Genomic DNA, 20,466 nt, shown 5'->3' on the forward strand with positions numbered 1-20,466 from the left:
ATCATTTAACCTTACGGGGTTTCTATTTTCATGCGTCATATAAGTATGCATTAAAGAAATAGGAAATCATTCATGCCCCGCGCTGCACTACACTTATTATCTGTTGTAACTTGTTTGTTGGTTATCACATCCACTGCAAGTTTAGCTGAACAAGCAACAACGACATCACAAATAAAAATGATCAAATTTGATCTACCTGCGGGTGAACTAGGGGATGTACTTAGATTATTTTCGCGCCAAGCAGGTGTAACGTTGTCATTTGAAGAGCGGACTGTACGTGGTTTTTCAGTTACTGCAATGTCAGGTCAATACAGCACCGAATCAGCATTGTTGACGCTATTACAAAATACTGACTTACAGGCCTTACCAATTAGTAGTAGTGCATGGTTAGTACAAGAAAAAAACCAACAAGATTTAATAACCCTAAATACTATTAATGTGCAAAGCCGTAACGTTGATCTAAAAGATCAAACCTACACCGAAGCTGGCTCAGTAAACTTGATCACTCAGCAAGATATTCAACGTTTTAGAGGAACCAGTGTTGGCGATATTTTTCAGGGCACGCCGGGTGTATTGATCAGTGAAAATCGCAACTCTGGTGGCCTCGATATAAATATTAGAGGTATGCAAGGACAGGGCAGAGTACCTGTGGTGATCGACGGCAGTCGCCAAGAAACCACGGTTTATCGCGGTTACTCTGGGGTGTCAAGTCGTAGCTACATTGACCCTGACTTAATCGGATCACTTAAAATTAGTAAAGGCCCGGTAATGAGTGCTGATGGCACTGGCGCGACTGGTGGCTTGGTGAGTGTAAGTACATTAAACGCCGATGATATTGTAAAAGAAGGCGAGTTAACAGGCTATCGGTTGCGTGTTAGCGCCATTGGAAATAGCTCAAATGCACCCGATCCTGGGACTTATGCGGGTTATTATTTAGCACGTAATGCGTACCGCTCTGAATGTCGGTTTTCGATCTACTGTAGCGATCAATATTTAATGCCCGAGCGCTTTGCACCTGATGAAGGCATGGAGAGACCAAGCTTACTTGAATTTGGTAGTTATGCCAGTAGTTTAGCAGCAGCTAAACATTTCGAATGGGGCGACCTTATTGGCGCCTATGCAAGAAGAGAGCAAGGTAACTACTACGCAGGTAGTAATGGCCCTACACCAGAGGTCATTTACGGCGAACCAGACAAGCTTGCTTGGTACACTGAAACGCAAGTATCAATGCAAGGCGCGTCACGTTTTCGTGCTAATGAGCGTATCCCCAATACTAACTTTTCGAGTGAATCTTGGCTGTTAAAAAGTAACGTACTGCTGCCCGATGATCAAAGTCTAGAAATGAGCTATATACGTTATAACAGCGCTTATGGCGAAATGATGCCTTCACAAATACGTTCTTTTGGTCAAGCAAGACAATGGCTTGATAGCGAAGTAACCAATCAAACTTACACATTGCGATACCGTTGGCAGCCAATTAAATATGACTGGGCTGATTTTAAAGCCAATGTTTGGCATACCGATGCACTTACTCAGTTAAATACCCCAGGTGTTGGCTCAGTAGATATTGCTGATAATGTCGCTCGCAGTGATGACTATCAACGCTTTGGAACTGATATAAGTAATAGCATGATGTTTTACTCAGCAGGCGAATTAGAACTAAGCTATGGCTTTGCTGGACAGTATGAAAATATGGACACTAACACCCCTGAAACCGAAGGCTTTTATGTGGGTTCACGCAGCGGGTGGCGTAAAGAGTTCAGCGCTTTTAGTGCAATAGATTGGCAATTTTCATCAGCATGGTCACTAGAAGCAGGTTTACGTTTTACTCATTTTTCTTCTAAAGACAATAATCCCCTTGTTATAAACACGAATGATCCCGCCTGTATATCTGACGATGCAGGTGGCTGCTTAGAAGTGCAATATGAAAATAGTCATTCAGGTACTGCGCCGTTAGTTGCTATAAAATGGCAAGCATTTAAAGGATTACAATTTTACCTTCGCCATAGCGAAGCACTGCGCATGCCGAGCTTATTTGAAAGCACCTCAGGCTGGTCTGTAAGCCCTGTATTAGATATCCCTTTAGAACCTGAACATGCAACGAATCAAGAAGTTGGCTTAAATTATTTAAACGACTCATTACTGACCAATGATTATAAAGTAGGTTTCAAGCTCGCGTATTTCCAAAACCACGTTGATGACTACTTAACCCGCACCCAGCCAAATGCATGGGAGCAAAAGCAAGGTGGTCTCGACTTCTTCCGAATGCGAAATATCGACAGTCTTGATCTAAATGGCTGGGAACTTAATTTTAGCTACGACACAAAATACTGGCTTGTAGAATTAAGCGGTACGCATTACACCCATATTGAAGTGTGCAATGTGGGGAGTTACGTACGTTACTACTGTAATAATTGGGGCCTACCTGAGAGTTATATAAACAACATGATCCCGCCAAATTGGCATGCAAGTGCTCACTTTGGTGTGCGTTTATTTGAACAGCGGTTAGAAGCGGGACTCAGAGGCACTTTCATGGGGCAACGTAACTCAATCCCTCGCTACAACGCTCCAGCAGGGTTTAATGAACCCGTCCTTTGGCACGGTTATAACCTTCTGGATATCTATGCCAGTTATAAATTTAGCGATGATACGACACTCGACTTCACCGTAGACAATGTCACAGATCGTTATTACCTCGATGCCTTGAGCTTGGGTTTATTACCTGCACCAGGAAGAACAGCACGACTGAGCTTAACTTTACAATTTTAACTGATAACACCTATCAGACAGGAGAATAAAAGCATGAAAAAAATATTTTGCGTAATCGCCATCATCGGACTTTCACTCACTATGTCGGCCTGTGGCGGCAGTAGTGATAAAAAAGCCGACACCGAAGTACAAGTCCCGCAGCAAAAGCCAATCGCTGTCATTGAGTTACAATCGCCCACGGAACAAACATTTTCACTAGAAGCTGGCGCAGTACAAGTAACACTCAATGCTGATACAAGTACCAGTGCCGAAGGTACTAGCTTAACTTACACGTGGCAGCTTATTGAGCGACCAGCTGCAAGTAAGTCAGATATTACCAGTGCAGACAGTGTAATAACTGAATTTACAGCTGATTTCCCCGGTGAATATGTAGTGAACTTAATCGTAAACGATGGCACCAACAACAGCGAAGCTGTTCGTTTTACGCTCACTGCAACCAGCCCTTATCCAATTGCAATTACTGAGTCAATTTATAGTGTAAATTTGGGCACTGATAGCATTGGTCTTGATGGTAGTCAAAGTGTAACACCGACTGGTGAAACCGGCTCATTAGCATACCAATGGGAGCTTATTGAAAAGCCAATAGATAGTACTGGCTATTTAAACAATGCAGATCAAAGTCAAAGTACTTTATTTGTTGATTTGGCCGGTGATTACAAACTGCAATTTATAGTGACTTATAATGGCATTGCCAGTGAATCCGTTAATGTTACGGTTAGTGTAGCTGAGGGTAATGCACCACCAGTTGCTAAAGCAGATGACATTACTATTATCTTAGGTGAAGAAGCCGTACTTGATGCCTCATCGAGTATTGATCCAGAAGGTGAGAAACTGCAATATCGCTGGCAATGGGGTTATAGCCCAACGGAACCTGATAATGCACCCTTGCCAAAACTTGACGGTGCAACAACCGCCAAAGTGCGTTTTACTCCACAAGCTGTAGCAAGTTATAAAGTCATGCTATTTGTATTTGATGGTACTCGAAAAAGTGAAGAAAAAGAAATAACTGTCACAGTCAATAAAAACCCTGAAGCGACAACCAATGCGGCACCTATTGGTGAGTTATCAGCAACTGGTTATTATCCGTCTTACAGTATTGGTGAGCAAGAAGTTGGTCTTCGCGCTGAGTTTAACTTTACCGGTTATGATCCAGAAGGCGAAGCACTGCAAATTATCGACGCGACACTTGTTGAAAAACCTGAAGGTAGTGTTGCTGAGCTTGTTGATATTGGCTCTTGGAAACCGATGGGTAAAAAAATCCAAAAGTTAGATATAGCCGGTACTTATTTAGTTCGAATGGTGATTTCTGACGGCGAAAATCAAATTTCACTTGATGCTACGATGGAAGCAAAAGTAGGTAACGTTAATGGTCAGCCTTCAACAAGTGGTGTTAGTGCACAATCAAAATCAGTGTTGGTTGGTGATGCGTTAGTATTTGATGCTTCAAGTAGTGATCCTAATGATGACCCAATTACCTTTCATTGGGAGCTAACAGACAAACCAGATGGTAGTAATGCCACAATTGAAGCAGTGATCGAGCCAGAAAGTCAAGAGTATCGCCGTGCAAAAGTGATCACCGATGTGCCAGGCTCTTATACCGCACGTTTGATTGTAGAAGATGACCGTGGTTTATTTGCCAAAACATATGCGCAAGATAATGGTTTAGCTAAATTAACCAATACAACACCAGAGATCCGCTCGGTTGTGTGGGCACGTAACTGGGGACGCTTAAGCCCAGGTGAAGACTATTATCAAATTCTTACATGTATGTCGTTATTGCATCGCCCTGTGACAATTGATGCCGATGGTGATGAAGTCTTCACGCATGAAGAGCTGATCAGTGCACCTGAAGGCGGCGAGTTTACCAGCAGCCCAAGTGAGGCCGACTGTCCTAACACCCGAGGCCAAGTATTTACTAAACCAGGAACGTACACATTTAGATACTCTGCAACAGACTTAATTGATGATGCTCCACAGTATGATTTTGTAGTAAAAGTTGACCCAATAGCTGAGGCGAAAGGTGTTCGTTTACGTAGTTTAAATGACAATGATGAAAGCTTATGGCAGCCATTACCATATGAAAATATCCCTCCATTTGCGAATGACTTTTATGCAAGCTCTAAGCCTTTTCTTGAAGAAGGTTATGTAAGATGGTCGTTAACTGCAACTGATGCAGATTACACCATCGAAAACCTACATGTTAGTCATATCAATGGTGATTTAGAAAGCTTAACACCTCGCTTTGAAAACTTAATGCAAGGACAAGTTATTGCCAAAGGTGAGTCTGTTGAGTTTAAAACGTTACTACCAGTGGTAACGTGTGTTCGTAACGAAGAGGCATCAGAAGGATTTCATTTCTCATTCAGAATTAAAGAAATTCCTGAAATCACTTTTGTATATGAAACATGGCGTACAGCTAACCAATCAAGCTTATTTTATGAGTGGACTGAGTGTGAAGAGGATTAGTTGACCACAACAGATCAATGACTCTAGGGTATGTTGAGCTCGAAACATCACACGCCCTAGAGTAATATAAATCTATCTTGAGCAGCTATTTTCAGCGCTAACTGCGTTGAATTTACTTGCAATAGAGCAGCGATTGACGCGTAAATTCGACTTGTTTTCACTGAAAATCTCTGGCTAGAGAAAATAAATTTAAATATCACCATGATTCAATATGTTAGTAAATCTCTTAAACAGAGTTCAGGTTAATTACCTTTAGTGACAGTTTCAGGTCAGTGCTTAGGTGTTGCCGACTTTTTATCTAGATACTGATTAAGCACGAGTGCCAATAAGATGATCGTACCACCTAGACTGAGTTTTATAATATCAGCGTCTCGGTTCCAAATAAGTATATTGATTATAATACCTGCCGGAATGAGTAAATTATTCATAACTGCCAGTGCTCCAACATTGACAAGGGTTGCGCCTTTGTTCCATGCAAAATAGCCAAGGCCAGAGGCGATAGTACCTAAATAAATAAGTACCCCCCACTGGGTTGATGTGCTTGGCAGTTTGTTTGCATCGCCAAATGAAACGTAGCATACAATGGCGACAATTAGTGCCCCGATAAAAAACCACCCAAATAGAGCCTTATCATCAAGAGTATTGTTTGCCATTAAACGCTTGTAAGTTACTTGCCCAGTTGCGAAGCAAATATTGGCTGCTTGTACAAGTAATAAGCCAATCAAAAAGTGGCTATTCAAGTTCTTGTAACGAATAGCAACCGCGCCGCAAACAGCGAAAAGTGCGACTACAAAAAATCGAGGGTTGAATTTTTTTTCAATTGCATCGTTTAATAGGGTGATGTAGATAGGGGTCATTACAGTAAAAAGTAGGACTTCAGGAACGGTTAAAAATAAAAAAGAGTGGTAGTAAAAGCTATACATAGCACCAAGTTGTACAGCGCCTATCAACATGAGCTTCAGGGCTAAAGGCTTGGGCGTTTGTTTAAATTTTAAAAAAGGCAAAAACATCAGAGTTGCTAGTGCTATGCGAATTAATACACTAAACCATGCATCAACTTGGCCTGCTAAGTACACACCAATTAAACTAAACGAAAACGCCCAAAGCACAGTGACTGCAAATAAGTACCGCATAATCATCATCTATAAAAAATATTGAGCTAAGTTTATCTGTTATGTGTAAGGGTATAAACAATAAAAGCCCGCAAGCGGGCTTTTATAAAGCAATAATTAATATACTAAGTTATTTTACTCAACTAAACCACGGCGCTTAAGGAGTGCGTCTGTCGTTGGTTTTTGACCTCTAAACTCAATGTAGCTTTGCATTAAATCGCGGCTATTACCTTTTGATAGGATTTCTTTGCGGAACTTGTCACCATTTTTGCGTGTTAAGCCGCCGTTGTTTTCCATATGTGCAAAGGCATCTGCTGCAAACACTTCAGTCCAAAGGTACGCGTAGTAACCAGCAGAATAACCACCTGCAAATGTGTGGCTAAAGAAGTTTGATTTATAACGCGGTGGAACAGGGTAGTAAGCAATACCGTGTTTTTCTAGCGCGTCTTGTTCAAACTTTTGAACATCAGTAATTTTTTCATCAGAACCAAATGAATGCCATTCCATATCAAGTAGTGCAGCGGCTAAATACTCGGTAGTGCCATAGCCTTGGTTGAATTTCTGCGATTCAAGTACTTTATCAAGTAGCGCTTGTGGAATTGGCTCACCTGTTTTGTAATGCTTAGCGTAGTTTGCAAGTACTGATGGTTCAATCATCCAATCTTCGTTTGCTTGCGACGGAAACTCAACAAAGTCACGCGCCGTTGCAGTACCCGCTAGGCTTGGGTATTTAACATCTGAGAATAAACCGTGTGCAGCATGACCAAATTCATGGAACATAGTAGACACTTCGTCAAACGTCATTAGCGTAGGCTCGCCTGCAGCCGGTTTTGGAATGTTCAGCGCATTGTAAATAACTGGTTTAGTGCCTTTTAAGCCACTTTCGCTTACGTATGCACTCATCCATGCACCGCCACGTTTACCTTCACGTGCATATGGGTCTAAGTAAAATAAACCAATAGCACTGTTATCAGCGTTAAATACTTCGTATACAGTTACATCTTCATGATAAATAGGAAGATCTTTACGTTCTTTAAACGTAATGCCATATAATTTATTCATCGCGAAAAATAAACCGTCGTGAATTACCGACTGCATTTCAAAGTATGGCTTAACAAGTGCTGGGTCTAGATTGTACTTTTCTGCACGTACTTTTTCAGCATAAAAAGTCCAATCCCATGGTTTAAGCTCAAAGCTTTCGCCTGAATCGTTAATCACTTTTTGAATAGCAGCTGCTTCTATTTTAGCTTTTTCAACTGCCTTTGGCGCAAGGTCGTCTAGAATGCCATATACATTGTCAGTTGTTTGCGCCATACGCGATGTCATTACATAAGAAGCCCAATCCTTATAACCTAAAAGCTCTGCTTTTTGAGCGCGTAGGTTGGTTTCTTTAATTATGATAGGGCCGTTAGTTTTTGCAGCACGATTTGCAGAGGCTTTAAAAATTTGCTCACGCAGGTCGCGGTTTTCAAGGCTGCTTAAAATAGGCTGTTGCGTTGTATTTACTAACGTGATCATGTAGCCGTCTTTACCCGCCTTTTTAGCAGAAGCTGCAAGACCAGCAATTTCACCGTCAGAAAGACCGGCTAATTTGCTCTTATCAGTAACTACAATGACGTCTTCTTTATATGATTTTAAAATGTTTTGTGAAAACGCGGTTGACAGTTGAGCTAGCTCTGAGTTAATTTCACGCATTTTAGCTTTTTCAGCGTCATTTAATTTAGCACCTGCTTTTACAAACTGCTTGTAGTAAAAGTCAACTAGACGTTGATCTTCAGCATTTAATTTATCTTGATTGTCATAAATTGTTTGTACGCGCTTAAATAATGCACCGTTTAAGTAAATATCGTCTGAATGAGCTGATAATACCGGCGCCATTTTTTCATCAATGCGCTGGTATTCGTCATCTGAAATTAAACCCGATAAGTTGTAAAAAGCAGCCGATACGCGATTCAATAACTCGCCTGATAGTTCCATTTTAACTAATGTATTTTCAAATGTTGCAGGTTTTGGGTTATTAGCAATAGCTTCAATTTGCGCTGTGTGCTGTGCAATACCAGCATCAAACGCTGCTTCGTAGTCTTTTGTGCCAAATTTATCAAATTCTGGCGCCATATATTGCAATGGGCTTGGTTTAAATAAAACATTGTTTGCGTTAATGTCTTGCACTTGTGCTGCGCCTTCTTCTGCCGTTTTTGTTGTTTCATCTGATGAACAGGCCGATAGTATTAGGGCACTAGCAATAGTAGTGGCGATCAGTGTCTTACGCATAATAACTCCATAGAAAGATTAGCCGGAATAGGCTTTATGAGTTTAAAAACCCAGTTAACTTACCAAATTTTGATTTATATACAATAAAGTTTATCGATATTAAGCGGGATTTGAACGCAAATTAGCTAATGACAGGCATTTAGGTAGGTAAATACAGCTCTAAAACGTCGTTTTAACTACTGTGAGTATCAAAAGAAGCGTTGTTTATACGTTTACTCTTGCTTTGCAAGTAGACACAATATTTTATTGCGATGCTCTAAAATGTAGTTAGGTCGTGTTGAACTTTGGTGGTTGAATTTGCAGCAGTATGTTTTGTTTTTAGGCAAGGCAGAGCCTATGAAGTGCGGTTATTCCCCATAAATAGGCGATAACGTAGCACAAAGACCAAACATGCGCTGCCCGTCGGGTTATTTTTAAGGACGATTAACTCTTTGTTGCTTACAGGATGTAGATAGGGGCGTGAGCAGGATACGGAAGCTTTGCTCGGTTTTTACTGAGCCCACTAGGTTACAAACCTCGCGCCGTTTTTTAATAACTAGAGGGGACTTGCTGCAGTAGGAGTTAAATCAGTGCATATTGAACTTATTAACAGTGTGTTTAAGTTATATTATGACGTGCTAAACTTACCCAACACTGAATCACTTTCACTCTATAGCGATTTAACTTTAAAGCGCTCCTTGCTTGTATTGGAAAATAAATGACGTTAGAACACATAAACCAAATTCTTGCCTTTGTTGTATTTAGTTACAGCGATGTACATATTACCGTTGCAAAAATCATTAAAGTACCTTTAATACTTTTCGCTATTTGGTTTGTTGTTACGCGTATTGGTAAGTTGATAAAAAAAACCTTACTAGCAAAAAAGTTAAGCCAAGACGCGGTGCATTTATTCACTCGTATCTACTTTATTATAAGCATTGCGATTTTAGTTTTTACGTCCTTAGAAGTGCTTAGTATCCCCGTTACTGCATTTGCATTCGTATCGGGCGCTATTGCTATTGGCGTTGGTTTTGGTGCACAAAATATTATCAACAACTTTATAAGTGGTTGGATACTTATGTGGGAGCGACCAATTCGTATTGGTGATTTTTTAGAAGTGGGTGATGCAAAAGGGGTTGTAGAGACAATAAATACACGTTCAACACGTATACGCCGAAACGATGGTGTGCATATGCTGATACCCAATAGCCAGCTATTAGAAAATACAGTAACTAACTGGACACTAATTGATGGTAATGCGCGGTGAGCGGTGAGCGGTGAGCGTTGGTGTTGCATACGGATCGGACGTACTGCTGGTTAAAAAGCTAATTCAGCAAGTACTTGATGACCATGAAGCTATATTGGCTAATCCAAAGTCGTCAGTACTATTTGATGACTTTGCAGATAGCTCACTTGTATTTAACGCTATTTTTTGGGTGTGCGCAGAGTCGGAGACTATGCTTAGAAAAGTACGCAGTGATATTCGCTTTAGTATTTACGCTGTATTTGAAGAGCATGATGTAGTGATTGCTTTCCCGCAGCGTGATATTCATATAGATGGTGAAATTGCACTTAAGCGTATCAAATAAAAAACATTCAGTTATCTGAGTCCATAAAAAATAAAGCTGCCGTGTGCAGCTTTTTTATTTTCAAACTATGTTCGTGTTTTTTCATTTTTGTTTAAAAAGTGCAAATGGCTACTTTATTTGGTGTTTTTTTATAAGGACATGTGTCCTTTTTTGTTGTGTTTTATGCCTTTAAATGTATAAAAATGGCATGACGTGTAGTTAAATGTTGCAAAAGAGTTTACTTTTTTACTCATCTTTTTGCAGTAAAATTATTACGTGGTGGTATAATATCGATCGTTCGTTCAGCCTTATAACATCGTTTTTGTACTCTCGATAATAAGGTCCGCGCAGCCTATAGCAAGACGCGAAAAATTGGTCGAACCCGCAATCTACCTCCATGGTATAAATTGCGCAACACATAAACCGTTGAATAAGAGTGCACACAAAAGGTTAAACCCAACATGAAAGCAATGAAACGATCTACGTTAGCAACCCTAATTAACGCAACGTTGTTCTCTGCAGTAGCAGGTACTTCATTTTCTTCTTTAGCTGCGTAAGAAACAGCTAAAAAAAGCAACCAATTAGAAGTTATTCAAGTAACCGCTCGTAAACGTGTCGAAAACGCTCAAGAAGTACCTGTAGCAGTATCTGCATTACAAGGTGATAACCTTGATGTGTATAGCTCTGCCGGTATGGATATTCGCTTTATGAATGCGAAAATTCCAAGTTTAGCGATTGAGTCTTCTTATGGCCGTACATTTCCACGTTTTTATGTTCGTGGTTTAGGCAATACCGACTTTGATTTAAATGCATCACAACCTGTGTCACTGGTTGTTGACGATATCGTTCAAGAAAATGCAATTCTAAAAGGTTTCCCTGTATTTGATGTTGAGCGCGTAGAGGTTTTACGTGGTCCGCAAGGTACATTGTTTGGCCGTAATACACCGGCTGGTCTTGTAAAATTTGATTCAGTTAAGCCAAGCCAAGAATTTGAAGGTTTTAGCTCAGTATCATATGGCACAGACAGTGTCGTTGATTTTAGAGGCGCGGTGGGTGGTGGTTTAACTGATAATCTTTCAGCACGTGTTTCTGTTCTTTGGCAAGACAAAGATAATTTTATTGATAACCGTGCGCCAGGTTTTGAGCAAGATGATGTACTAGGTGGTTACACCGATAGAGCTGCACGTATCCAATTTTTATATGAAAAAGATGATTTTTCAGCCTTACTTAATTATCACGTACGTAATATGGATGGCACACCTATTCCATTTCGTGCGAATGCAATTAAAAGTGGCACTAACGATCTAGTTGATGACTTTGATTATAAAGTTGTTTACCACGATGCAGCAGCACGTGAAAAGCAAACTGTTGATGCACAAGGTTTAAGCTTAAAGCTAGAATATGATTTTAATGATTATACAATTACTTCAATTTCAGGTTGGGAAAGCGCAGAAGTAAACTCGCGTGGCGATATTGATGGTGGTTATGGTGCTGACTTTTTAGGTGAGTTTCATGGTCCAGGTTCAATTCCATTCCCATCAGAAAGTGAAAGTGGTTTACCAGATCACGACCAATACACGCAAGAATTACGTTTAGCGAGTAACTTTGACGGCGATGTTAATTTTCAAACCGGTTTATTTTATTTTGATGAATCAGTAACGATTGAAAACTTCGGCTACAATACGTTAGCTGGGGGCGCGTTAAACGGTTACGTTAATCAACAGCAAGATACTAAAGCTTGGGCTGTATTTGGTTCTGTAGATTACACTGTTTCTGATGATTTAAAACTAACGGCTGGCCTTCGTTACTCAGACGATGAAAAAGACTTTGAAGCAGTACGTAAAATAGTTAGCGATGACTGCCTAAATAACTTGATACAATGTACAAACGATATCACCCGTACAACTGATGTAAGTGATGATCATGTAAGTTGGGATATTTCAGCGTCTTATAAATTAAATGATGATGTTAATTTATATGCACGAGTTGCAAATACATTCCGCGCTCCTAGTATTCAAGGTCGTATCACGTTCTCTGACGAGGTTACTACAGCTGACTCTGAAACTGTTACTTCATATGAGACAGGTTTCAAATCAGACGTACTTGATGGTCGCGGGCGTGTAAATGCGAGTATTTATTATTTTACTATGGATGATCAGCAATTAACTGCTGTAGGTGGGACTGCAAATACCACAAGTTTGCTCAATGCAGATAAGACAACAGGTTATGGTTTTGAACTTGATACCGAGTGGGTCTTAACTGATGAGCTTAATGCCACGTTTAACTTTAGTTATAACAAAACAGAGTTAAAAGATAACAGCATTACCATTCCTGTACCAGATCGTGACACATTGCATATTACTGATACGACAGTAAATGGCAGAGCAATCATTGATGGTAATAGCTTACCTAATGCACCTGAGTTTATTTCTAACATAACACTTCGTTATTCAAAAGAACTAGCCGAAGGTAACTTTTACGCTTACACCGATGTATCGTACCGCAGTAAAGTTAACTTCTTCCTATATGAAGCGGTTGAGTTTGAAGGCAAACCATTAACAGAAGTAGGTGTGCGCGCCGGTTATACTTGGGCTCAGGATGATAATGAATACGAAGTAGCTGTTTTTGCTCGTAACTTATTTGATGAGCAAGTTGCTATTGGTGCAATCGACTTTAATAACAACACAGCAATGGTTAATGAAGAACGCTATGTTGGCGCTGAGTTTAAAGTTAACTTCTTCTAAAGTTAGCTTTAAATTATATTGATTTTTAAAAGCCTGCCTTGTGCATAATGCCAGTCAGTTAACAGCTGACTGGCGTTTTTTATTGGGGTATTTACTGGGTTTTGGTTTCACACATCTCGGATACGCCCGCTCCTGTTTTATCGGTAATATGTGATGTTCAACTTGAGCTTGTAATTGCTCTATTGATTTAGGTATCCGTCCTGCATTTTCTATAAACATTGTATGAATAAGGTTAATAATACTAATAGCACACGTCGTAAAACTCAGGTGTTTTGCATATATTCCAGACTTTTTCTGCGCCATTTTCACCATCTGATATCGGAGCAAGTTATAGCTCAACATTACGCCCCATAATTCTTGCGCTATCATCTCAGGTTTCTTGCTGCGTAGCGTGAAGTGACTATTCAGTAACGTTTGTTTCATTTCTCGATAACCAAGTTCAATTTCCCACCGTTCACTATAGAGGTCAACAATGTCAGCCTTAGGGAAACGCATTGGATCAGTCAGTGAAGTGAGTATATTCACCTCTTTCCCCTTAACCGTTTTTGTGACTAGCCTGACTTCAATGCTCTGTGGTAAATCGTCGAACTTTTTTCTCGCTTGTGCTGTTGCTTTTAGCTTGATAAGTTTGTCTTGACGACCTAAAGAGCGAACAATTTCATATTGCGTGCCTTTTCTCATCGGTTGAAGCCAATGCCTATTTTCCCCAGCATGATGCCAACGATTGAGTAAGCCTAGAGAATAGAAGCCTCTATCAAATAACGTCAGTGAGTTATCGGGTGTTGCCTCGATTAAGTCTTCAGCCAACACCATTTCACTAGTACGACAACTATCAAAGGCGCTCCCCATTAATAAATGGCTAGTTAACTCCATCAAACACACCATGCGAACCTGAGGGAAAGCCGTGTCACCATGCTGATTTTTCCACACGGAGAATGCATGTTGATTTTCAGCAGTATCCGGTGTGCGCCAAATAACACCATCAACACCCAGTAGTGATAGCCCGCACCATGTGGGATGGTTCGCATCAGCATTCCACATTTGCTGACTTTTCTCAAAAACCTGTTTAACGGCATCAGCCCCAAGCCGCTGCCTAGCCTGTACAACCGCACTGGGTGCAACGAGTTCTTTTTTACCTGGTAAAGCGAGCCCTAATTTACTGACAATACTCCACAGTGGGTCTTCACGATAAAACGACATACAAATGACTGTCCAAACGGCCATCTCAACAGGAAGCCTTCTTTTCCTTATCGTCGCGACACCAGCGGTTTCAGCGCATTGTTTGATAAACTCAGGACATAAAAAATCACTCAGTTGACCTAAGCCTTCTGAATTGGGTGCGTAGCTATTGGCAAGAGAAAGTGCGGTAGTGAGTTGCAAAATAAAAGGCTCCTGAATAAATTCAGAAGCCTTTATAAACTAACCAGAAGATCGGTCAATGGATCGTCAAATATTTCTTAACTGATCGGCATTATGCCTTGTGCAGGCTTTTATGTTTTTTTAAAGCTGGTAAAGTAGCGTAAATTAATTTTAATGAGATAAGATAATGGCTGGATTTTGGAATTACCGTGTGATTTTTTGTGAAGCAACGAAAGACGAAGCAGCGCAATATCAAATACACGAAGTGGAATATAACTTGAACGGCAAAGTAACTAACTGGTCAGAAACAGGCGCAGCCCCTTTTGGTACAACATTAGATGAATTAAAAGATGACTCAGAGCGTTTAAAAACAGCATTTGAAAAACCTGTACTTAAAGTTATGCGCAAAACGCGTGGCTATGAGCTTGTTGATGTTGATACGGGTGAGGAAGCAACGGGTGAGCCGCCAGCAGGCTTAACGCAATAACTGTATTTATATAAAAGGTGCTTAAGGCGCCTTTTTTTATTGTCAAAATTTAGCTTAGGTTAAATAATACCAATCTGCTTATATATGGGTTCTATTTAACGTTAAGAAAATTACGCTAGAACTAGGCAAAAATTTTTGTATCTAGTTGTTCTAAATAAAAAATTTTTAACGAAGTTATAGTGCAATTTAATTCGTTAAATTGATCAAAGATCTATGCAGGTTGGTATAAGGAATGAGGATGACTTTACAAGCAATATTATTTGATATGGATGGCACATTAGTTGATTCAGAAAGTATGCACTTTGTGTGCTGGAGTAAACTACTTAAGCCTTACGGTGTTAGTTATTTAGAAAATGATTTTTGCCAGCGCTTTTCGGGACGGCCTACTTTAGAAGCCGCAATCGAAATTAAGCAAGAGCATAACTTATCGGTAAGTGCACAGTTTTTAGCAGATGAAAAATACCGTTTATTTGGTGAATATGTAGTAACACATTTACCGCCAGTGATGCCATTTACAGAGCAAACGTTGAAAGCTGTAAAAGCGAGTGGCTTAAAAATGGCGCTAGTAACAGGAAGTGCTAAAAGTGAAGCCATGCCAATACTGAAAGGCTTAGGGTTTTATGAGCTGTTTGATACGGTGGTTACAAAAGATGATGTAACGAATCCTAAACCTGCAGGGGACCCATATTTACTGGCACTTGAGCAGATAAATATACAACCTGGCAATGCAATTGCTGTTGAGGATACTTACACAGGGGTAACAGCTGCTAATAATGCTTTATTACGTGTGGTAGCCATTGCCAATAGCCATACTAAAGATCACGACTTTAGCCAAGCTACCTATCAAATGAGCAACTTAGATGAGTTTTGGCAATGGGCGCAATCTCAACTATAGTTTAAGCCAACTTTTACGTGCTTGGATGCGCCAATGTTTACTATTAAACACCTGCTTTTAATTGTTATTGTACTTTTTACGCAATGCATAAGTGCAGCACAACCGTCTGTTTTACTGGCTAAAGTATATGACGAAACGAAGCATTATGATGTAAGTAAATATTTAGTCAGTGAAAAATATGATGGCGTAAGAGCTATCTGGACCGGCACGGAGTTTTTAACTCGTAAGGGTAATATTATCAATGCGCCAAGTTGGTTTACAGCGCCATTGCCAAATGTATGGCTTGATGGTGAGCTGTGGACTAAACGTGAGCACTTTTCTGCGCTGAGTGGCATAGTCAGAACTAAAAAACCTAATAATCATGATTGGCAAACTATTACCTATAAAGTATTTGATATGCCAGATAAAAATCTGCCTTTTAGCACTCGCTATAAAAACTATAATGAGCTTATTACTAGCCTAAACTCGCCGCACATTAGTGCTGTAGGTCAATATAGCTTTACAAATAATGAGCAGCTTACAGAGTATTTTGAGAATATAACTAAGCAGGGTGGCGAGGGCGTAATGCTTCATTTGGCCAGCGCGAAGCACAGCAATGGAAGAAGTAATGCATTACTAAAATTAAAACCTTATTTAGATGCAGAAGCGGTTGTAATTGCCCACTTACCAGGCAAAGGTAAATATCAAGGAATGTTAGGGGCATTAAGGGTAAAAACAGCGCAGGGGCAGGTATTTTCTATTGGTACTGGGCTTAATGATGCACAGCGCTCCATTCCACCGGAGATTGGTAGTACTGTAACGTACCGATTTCATGGCTTAACAAAAAATGGGTTACCGCGTTTTGCTAGTTTTTTACGGGTCAGAGATAGTTTATAACATTTATAAATTTTACAAAGTGTGCTAAATTGCGCGGCCTTTTTGGTAATGTGTGGTGAAGTATGTTTGTAGGTTTTGATTACGGTAGTTCTAATTGTGCTATGGGTGTAATGAGCGAGGGTAATGTTCAATTAGTACCGCTAGAGCAAGGAAAACATTACTTACCGTCTACACTTTACACTCATCACAGTGCGTTGGTTGTTGATTTTGTTGCTAAGCATTTACATGGCACAGCCCATGAGCATGACTTTTTAACGCAGCGCCAAGCATTATTAAATACCTTACCTCGTATTAAGTCAGACCTTGATTTACAACCTTCAGATGAAACCCTATTTATTGGTCGTGAAGCGATTAGCGAGTACGTGCAGTTTCCTGAAGAAGGCTATTTTGTTAAGTCTCCTAAATCATTTTTTGGTGCAACAGGTTTAAAGCAAGGTCAAATTAACTTTTTTGAAGATATCGCAACCGCGATGATCTTAAAAATTAAGCAACGCGCTGAGCGCTCTTTAGGTAAAACACTTACACAAACAGTGATTGGTCGCCCAGTAAACTTTCAAGCTGTGGGTGGCGAGCAATCAAATCAACAAGCGGTCGGTATTTTAGAGCGTGCTGCTAAACGTGCTGGTTTTAAAGACGTAGAGTTTTTATATGAGCCACTTGCTGCGGGTATCGACTACGAGAGTGATTTAACTCAGGATCAAAAAGTCCTCGTTATTGATATTGGTGGTGGTACAAGTGACTGCTCATTTGTACAAATGGGTCCAAGCTTTAGAGGAAATAGCCAGCGCGATAGCGATTTTTTATCTCACAGTGGTAAACGTGTTGGTGGAAACGATTTAGATATTGCTTTGAGCTTTCATGGTTTAATGCCGTTATTGGGTTTAGGTAGTACGTTTAAATCGGGTTTGCCTTTGCCTAATCAAGCGTTTTGGCAAGCGTGTAAAATTAACGATGTAAACTTACAAAGCCAATTTTATAGTGAAAGCCATACCCGAGAGCTAAATGCACAATTACGTGATGTAAGTGCGCCTGAGCTTTATAAGCGTTTAATACATTTACAGCAAAACAAGCAAGGCCATCAATTAGTGCAACAAGGTGAAGCGGCTAAAATAGCACTTTCATCAGCTAGTGCGTTTGATTGCGATTTAAGCTTTTTAGATAGTGGACTGAATAAAAATGTATCTGTAAGCGATTTAGCTGTTGCCGTTGAGAGTAGTATTAGCCAAATAGTTACTTTAGCAAAACAAGCAATCAGCGACGCTGCGACCACGCCAGACATTATTTACTTAACAGGCGGTAGTGCACAATCACCATTGATTAAAGCGGCTTTAAGTGAGCACTTAGGCGATATAAAAATGGTTAACGGGGATCACTTTGGTAGTGTAACCGCTGGCCTGACTAAATGGGCCAGCATGCTTTATAAATAACCTAGATTACAATTGAGGTTTAAAGATCTATTTGTCGGGTTGCGAGGTATTTTTCGTAATCTGGCAATGTACGTTCAAGCTCTACGTCCATAAGCGGTGAGCTTAATAACATATCTGCACTCACTTCATTACACGCCACCGGAATATTCCAAACAGCTGCTAAACGCAGTAGTGCTTTAACATCAGGGTCATGAGGCTGTGATGCTAATGGGTCCCAAAAAAATATTAATACATGTATCTCATGTTCTGCTATTTTAGCGCCAAGTTGTTGATCGCCGCCCATAGGGCCACTTAATAGCTGAACTACATCAAGTCCCGTGGTTTTTTGAATTAAATGCCCTGTAGTACCTGTGCCATATAAAGTGTGCTTACTGAGTATTTCTTTGTGCTTTTCACACCATAATTTTAATGCTGCTTTTTTACCGTCGTGGGCAACTAAAGCAATATTTTTTTGTGCGGGAAGAGATTGTGTTTTTTGTTCCATGCTGATTCTTTTTTATTAGTTAGCTTAAACTCTGGGTAATAAATCTCTTAACCAAAGTGCAGGTTAGTTAAAATAATAGATTGATAGCAAGGGCAATAAATACAATGCCAGTGATCCTATCAATCCAAAGTTGGCTATTTGGGTTACGTCTAAAAAACTGTGCAATTTTGTCGCCAAAATAAATATACGTGCAGTCAATCGGAAAAGCAAAAAGAGGGTAAAGTAAGCCAAAAAAAGCGAGCTGAAAAGTAGCCGATGAAAGCGTTGGATCTACAAATTGCGGAATAAATGCAATAAAGAATAATGCTACTTTAGGGTTTAGTACTTCAGTCATCATCGCTTGAAACATGACATTACTTTTTTTACTGGTACTTATATGCGGTTTATCGGTTTGCTTGCCCTCAGGTGTCTGCTCTGGTTGCTTTAGCGTGCCTTTAATCATCATAAACCCTAAATAGCATAAGTATGCTGCGCCTGCGTATTGCACTGCGGCATAAGCACTAGGAGAGGCTTTTAGTACTGCGCTTAGGCCTACAACAGCAAATAGCGTATGAATAACTCCACCTAATGCAAAACCAAATGCACTTTGCATACCAGCGCCTCGACCATTAGCAAATGTTTGCGCCATCAAAAATGCATTCGATGGCCCAGGCGCTACTGCCATTAAAAAGCTGGCTAATAAAAATGAGACTAAAAAGTCAGGATTGATCATTGAGTACTTTTAGCTGGGTGTAAAGTATGTGCTTTTTTGCTCATTAAAATAAGCCAAAGCGGAACTAGTAATAATAAGTGAAAAGCAATCAACCACGGTGTGTTTAGCCCTAAATATTGGGTTAAAACGACGAGTATACTTGCGCCACTCATTTGCATTGCACCGAGTAATGCAGAGGCTGTGCCTGCTTGTTTAGGAAAGCTAGACAGAGACATTCCTGCAGCAGAGCCTAAACTTAAAGCAAACCCTAATGCAGCAATTAAGATAGGTAGCATAAGCGCAAATGCTGTTTCTATACCGCTAAGGGCTAACATTAAAATGCCTGAGAAAACCAGTACACTCACACCGACACGCAAAGCACGTTGGCTATTTCGTTTAATGTAGGTTGGTAAAATAAAACTTGCGACAATACTTATTACGGCATTTAACGTAAACCAAAAAGTAAAGTCGGCTACGGTGCCGCCTAAATGTGTAATAAGCCAGCCTGGAGCGAGCGTTACATACACTAATATGGCCGACATTGAGACCATACAAATTAGGCTATTAAACAAAAATACCGGTGTTTTAATAATCGGTATAAAGCGACGTAAATCTAAAATATGCCCCTGATAATGACTATCAGCAGGGCGAGTTTCTCTAAAAAAGAATAGGGTAACAATAAGGCCCAAAATGGCAAACGCGGTTAAAAACATAAAGTTCATACGCCAGCCAAACTGTACGGTAAGCCAAGCCCCTAAAATAGGTGCCATTGCCGGAATGAAACACACAATCCCGTTAAGGTAGGTGATCATTTGTCCGCTTCGTTCACTACCATATTTGTCACGCACTATCGCAAATGCGACAACAAATGTGGCACAGGCTCCAATTCCCTGAAAAGCACGTGCTATCAGCAATATCTCAAAAGAAGGCGAGTAGTATGCGAGTAATGCAGAGCTTGCATACAAACTAATGCCCACTACTGCCACTGGTTTTCGGCCAAATCTATCAGCCAAAGGGCCCGCAATTAATTGGCCTAGACCTACTGTTAGCATAAAAATAGCAACGGTTTGCTGTACTTGTTGTTCAGTAACTGCAAATTGTTCTGCAATAGTTGGAAAAGCAGGTAGGTAAATATCGATTGCCATAGGGCAAAATATAACGAGTAACGCTAAGATAAGTAACAAGGTCATATTAGGTTTAGCGGGCTGTGTTTGCATTGAGTCTCCTTTTGTCGAGTATTTTAGGTGGGCACTCATAAAAAAGAAAGGGCTTATGACCCCTACATAGGCTGTCATTCTTACTTTTTGATTGGATTAAGCTAAAAAGCCAGCATAAATG

At 40.2% G+C, this 20,466-nt stretch carries 13 protein-coding genes and 1 pseudogene; 8 read left to right on the forward strand and 6 right to left on the reverse strand.

Annotation, left to right across the window (positions count from 1 at the left end; genetic code table 11):
* The first annotated feature begins 72 nt into the window (after positions 1 to 72).
* Complete coding sequence (locus tag AC0VZ4_RS05635) at positions 73 to 2,769, forward strand: TonB-dependent receptor (protein WP_033031510.1); 2,697 nt, start codon at positions 73 to 75, stop codon at positions 2,767 to 2,769.
* 33 nt (positions 2,770 to 2,802) lie between these two features.
* Entirely contained in the window at positions 2,803 to 5,235 is a 2,433-nt protein-coding gene (locus AC0VZ4_RS05640) for a hypothetical protein (protein ID WP_457934862.1), read from the forward strand.
* Positions 5,236 to 5,504: 269 nt separating this feature from the next.
* Here AC0VZ4_RS05640 and AC0VZ4_RS05645 read toward each other — a convergent pair whose 3' ends face one another.
* Positions 5,505 to 6,368, reverse strand: a complete 864-nt coding sequence (locus tag AC0VZ4_RS05645) for a carboxylate/amino acid/amine transporter (RefSeq protein ID WP_475441155.1) — start codon at positions 6,366 to 6,368, stop codon at positions 5,505 to 5,507.
* 114 nt (positions 6,369 to 6,482) lie between these two features.
* Complete coding sequence (locus AC0VZ4_RS05650) at positions 6,483 to 8,618, reverse strand: M3 family metallopeptidase (protein ID WP_475441156.1); 2,136 nt, start codon at positions 8,616 to 8,618, stop codon at positions 6,483 to 6,485.
* Positions 8,619 to 9,315: 697 nt separating this feature from the next.
* Here AC0VZ4_RS05650 and AC0VZ4_RS05655 point away from each other — a divergent pair.
* A pseudogene (locus AC0VZ4_RS05655) lies at positions 9,316 to 10,186 on the forward strand (mechanosensitive ion channel family protein).
* 653 nt (positions 10,187 to 10,839) lie between these two features.
* Positions 10,840 to 12,909, forward strand: a complete 2,070-nt coding sequence (locus AC0VZ4_RS05660; RefSeq protein ID WP_475441157.1) for a TonB-dependent receptor — start codon at positions 10,840 to 10,842, stop codon at positions 12,907 to 12,909.
* A 54-nt stretch (positions 12,910 to 12,963) separates the two neighbouring features.
* On the opposite strand, the gene AC0VZ4_RS05665 is transcribed toward AC0VZ4_RS05660, so the two are convergent.
* Complete coding sequence (locus AC0VZ4_RS05665) at positions 12,964 to 14,289, reverse strand: IS4 family transposase (RefSeq protein WP_475440253.1); 1,326 nt, start codon at positions 14,287 to 14,289, stop codon at positions 12,964 to 12,966.
* Between the two features lie 166 nt (positions 14,290 to 14,455).
* Between AC0VZ4_RS05665 and AC0VZ4_RS05670 the strand changes: the two genes are divergently transcribed.
* The 4 genes from AC0VZ4_RS05670 (at position 14,456) to yegD (ending at position 17,953) form a co-directional block, all read left to right on the forward strand.
* Positions 14,456 to 14,755 (forward strand): hypothetical protein, encoded by a 300-nt coding sequence (locus AC0VZ4_RS05670; protein WP_007376885.1) that lies wholly within the window; start codon positions 14,456 to 14,458, stop codon positions 14,753 to 14,755.
* Positions 14,756 to 14,993: 238 nt separating this feature from the next.
* Positions 14,994 to 15,650 carry an HAD family hydrolase gene (locus tag AC0VZ4_RS05675; RefSeq protein ID WP_149615322.1) on the forward strand — a complete coding sequence of 219 codons (657 nt, stop codon included), beginning with the start codon at positions 14,994 to 14,996 and terminating at the stop codon, positions 15,648 to 15,650.
* Between the two features lie 33 nt (positions 15,651 to 15,683).
* Positions 15,684 to 16,526: a DNA ligase gene (locus AC0VZ4_RS05680; protein WP_475441158.1), complete on the forward strand. Its 843-nt coding sequence runs from the start codon at positions 15,684 to 15,686 to the stop codon at positions 16,524 to 16,526.
* A gap of 62 nt (positions 16,527 to 16,588) precedes the next feature.
* Complete coding sequence (yegD, locus tag AC0VZ4_RS05685) at positions 16,589 to 17,953, forward strand: molecular chaperone (protein WP_008134695.1); 1,365 nt, start codon at positions 16,589 to 16,591, stop codon at positions 17,951 to 17,953.
* Positions 17,954 to 17,972: 19 nt separating this feature from the next.
* Here yegD and AC0VZ4_RS05690 read toward each other — a convergent pair whose 3' ends face one another.
* The 3 genes from AC0VZ4_RS05690 to AC0VZ4_RS05700 all read right to left on the reverse strand — a co-directional run bounded on the left by AC0VZ4_RS05690 (position 17,973) and on the right by AC0VZ4_RS05700 (position 20,345).
* Positions 17,973 to 18,437 carry a methylglyoxal synthase gene (locus AC0VZ4_RS05690; RefSeq protein ID WP_002958191.1) on the reverse strand — a complete coding sequence of 155 codons (465 nt, stop codon included), beginning with the start codon at positions 18,435 to 18,437 and terminating at the stop codon, positions 17,973 to 17,975.
* Positions 18,438 to 18,504: 67 nt separating this feature from the next.
* Complete coding sequence (locus AC0VZ4_RS05695) at positions 18,505 to 19,149, reverse strand: LysE family translocator (RefSeq protein ID WP_475441159.1); 645 nt, start codon at positions 19,147 to 19,149, stop codon at positions 18,505 to 18,507.
* Entirely contained in the window at positions 19,146 to 20,345 is a 1,200-nt protein-coding gene (locus tag AC0VZ4_RS05700; protein WP_475441160.1) for a multidrug effflux MFS transporter, read from the reverse strand. Before AC0VZ4_RS05700 ends, AC0VZ4_RS05695 begins: the two co-directional genes overlap by 4 nt.
* Positions 20,346 to 20,466 lie beyond the last annotated feature (121 nt).

Source organism: Pseudoalteromonas sp. QJM3NY_22 (assembly GCF_056173065.1).

What these genes read in the sequence shown, in the direction of transcription:
- AC0VZ4_RS05635 (WP_033031510.1), top strand. Translation starts at nt 73, where the DNA reads ATGCCCCGCGCTGCACTACACTTATTATCTGTTGTAACTTGTTTGTTG.
- AC0VZ4_RS05640 (WP_457934862.1), top strand. Translation starts at nt 2,803, where the DNA reads ATGAAAAAAATATTTTGCGTAATCGCCATCATCGGACTTTCACTCACT.
- AC0VZ4_RS05645 (WP_475441155.1), bottom strand. Translation starts at nt 6,368, where the DNA reads ATGCGGTACTTATTTGCAGTCACTGTGCTTTGGGCGTTTTCGTTTAGT.
- AC0VZ4_RS05650 (WP_475441156.1), bottom strand. Translation starts at nt 8,618, where the DNA reads ATGCGTAAGACACTGATCGCCACTACTATTGCTAGTGCCCTAATACTA.
- AC0VZ4_RS05670 (WP_007376885.1), top strand. Translation starts at nt 14,456, where the DNA reads ATGGCTGGATTTTGGAATTACCGTGTGATTTTTTGTGAAGCAACGAAA.
- AC0VZ4_RS05675 (WP_149615322.1), top strand. Translation starts at nt 14,994, where the DNA reads ATGACTTTACAAGCAATATTATTTGATATGGATGGCACATTAGTTGAT.
- AC0VZ4_RS05680 (WP_475441158.1), top strand. Translation starts at nt 15,684, where the DNA reads ATGTTTACTATTAAACACCTGCTTTTAATTGTTATTGTACTTTTTACG.
- yegD (WP_008134695.1), top strand. Translation starts at nt 16,589, where the DNA reads ATGTTTGTAGGTTTTGATTACGGTAGTTCTAATTGTGCTATGGGTGTA.
- AC0VZ4_RS05690 (WP_002958191.1), bottom strand. Translation starts at nt 18,437, where the DNA reads ATGGAACAAAAAACACAATCTCTTCCCGCACAAAAAAATATTGCTTTA.
- AC0VZ4_RS05695 (WP_475441159.1), bottom strand. Translation starts at nt 19,149, where the DNA reads ATGATCAATCCTGACTTTTTAGTCTCATTTTTATTAGCCAGCTTTTTA.
- AC0VZ4_RS05700 (WP_475441160.1), bottom strand. Translation starts at nt 20,345, where the DNA reads ATGCAAACACAGCCCGCTAAACCTAATATGACCTTGTTACTTATCTTA.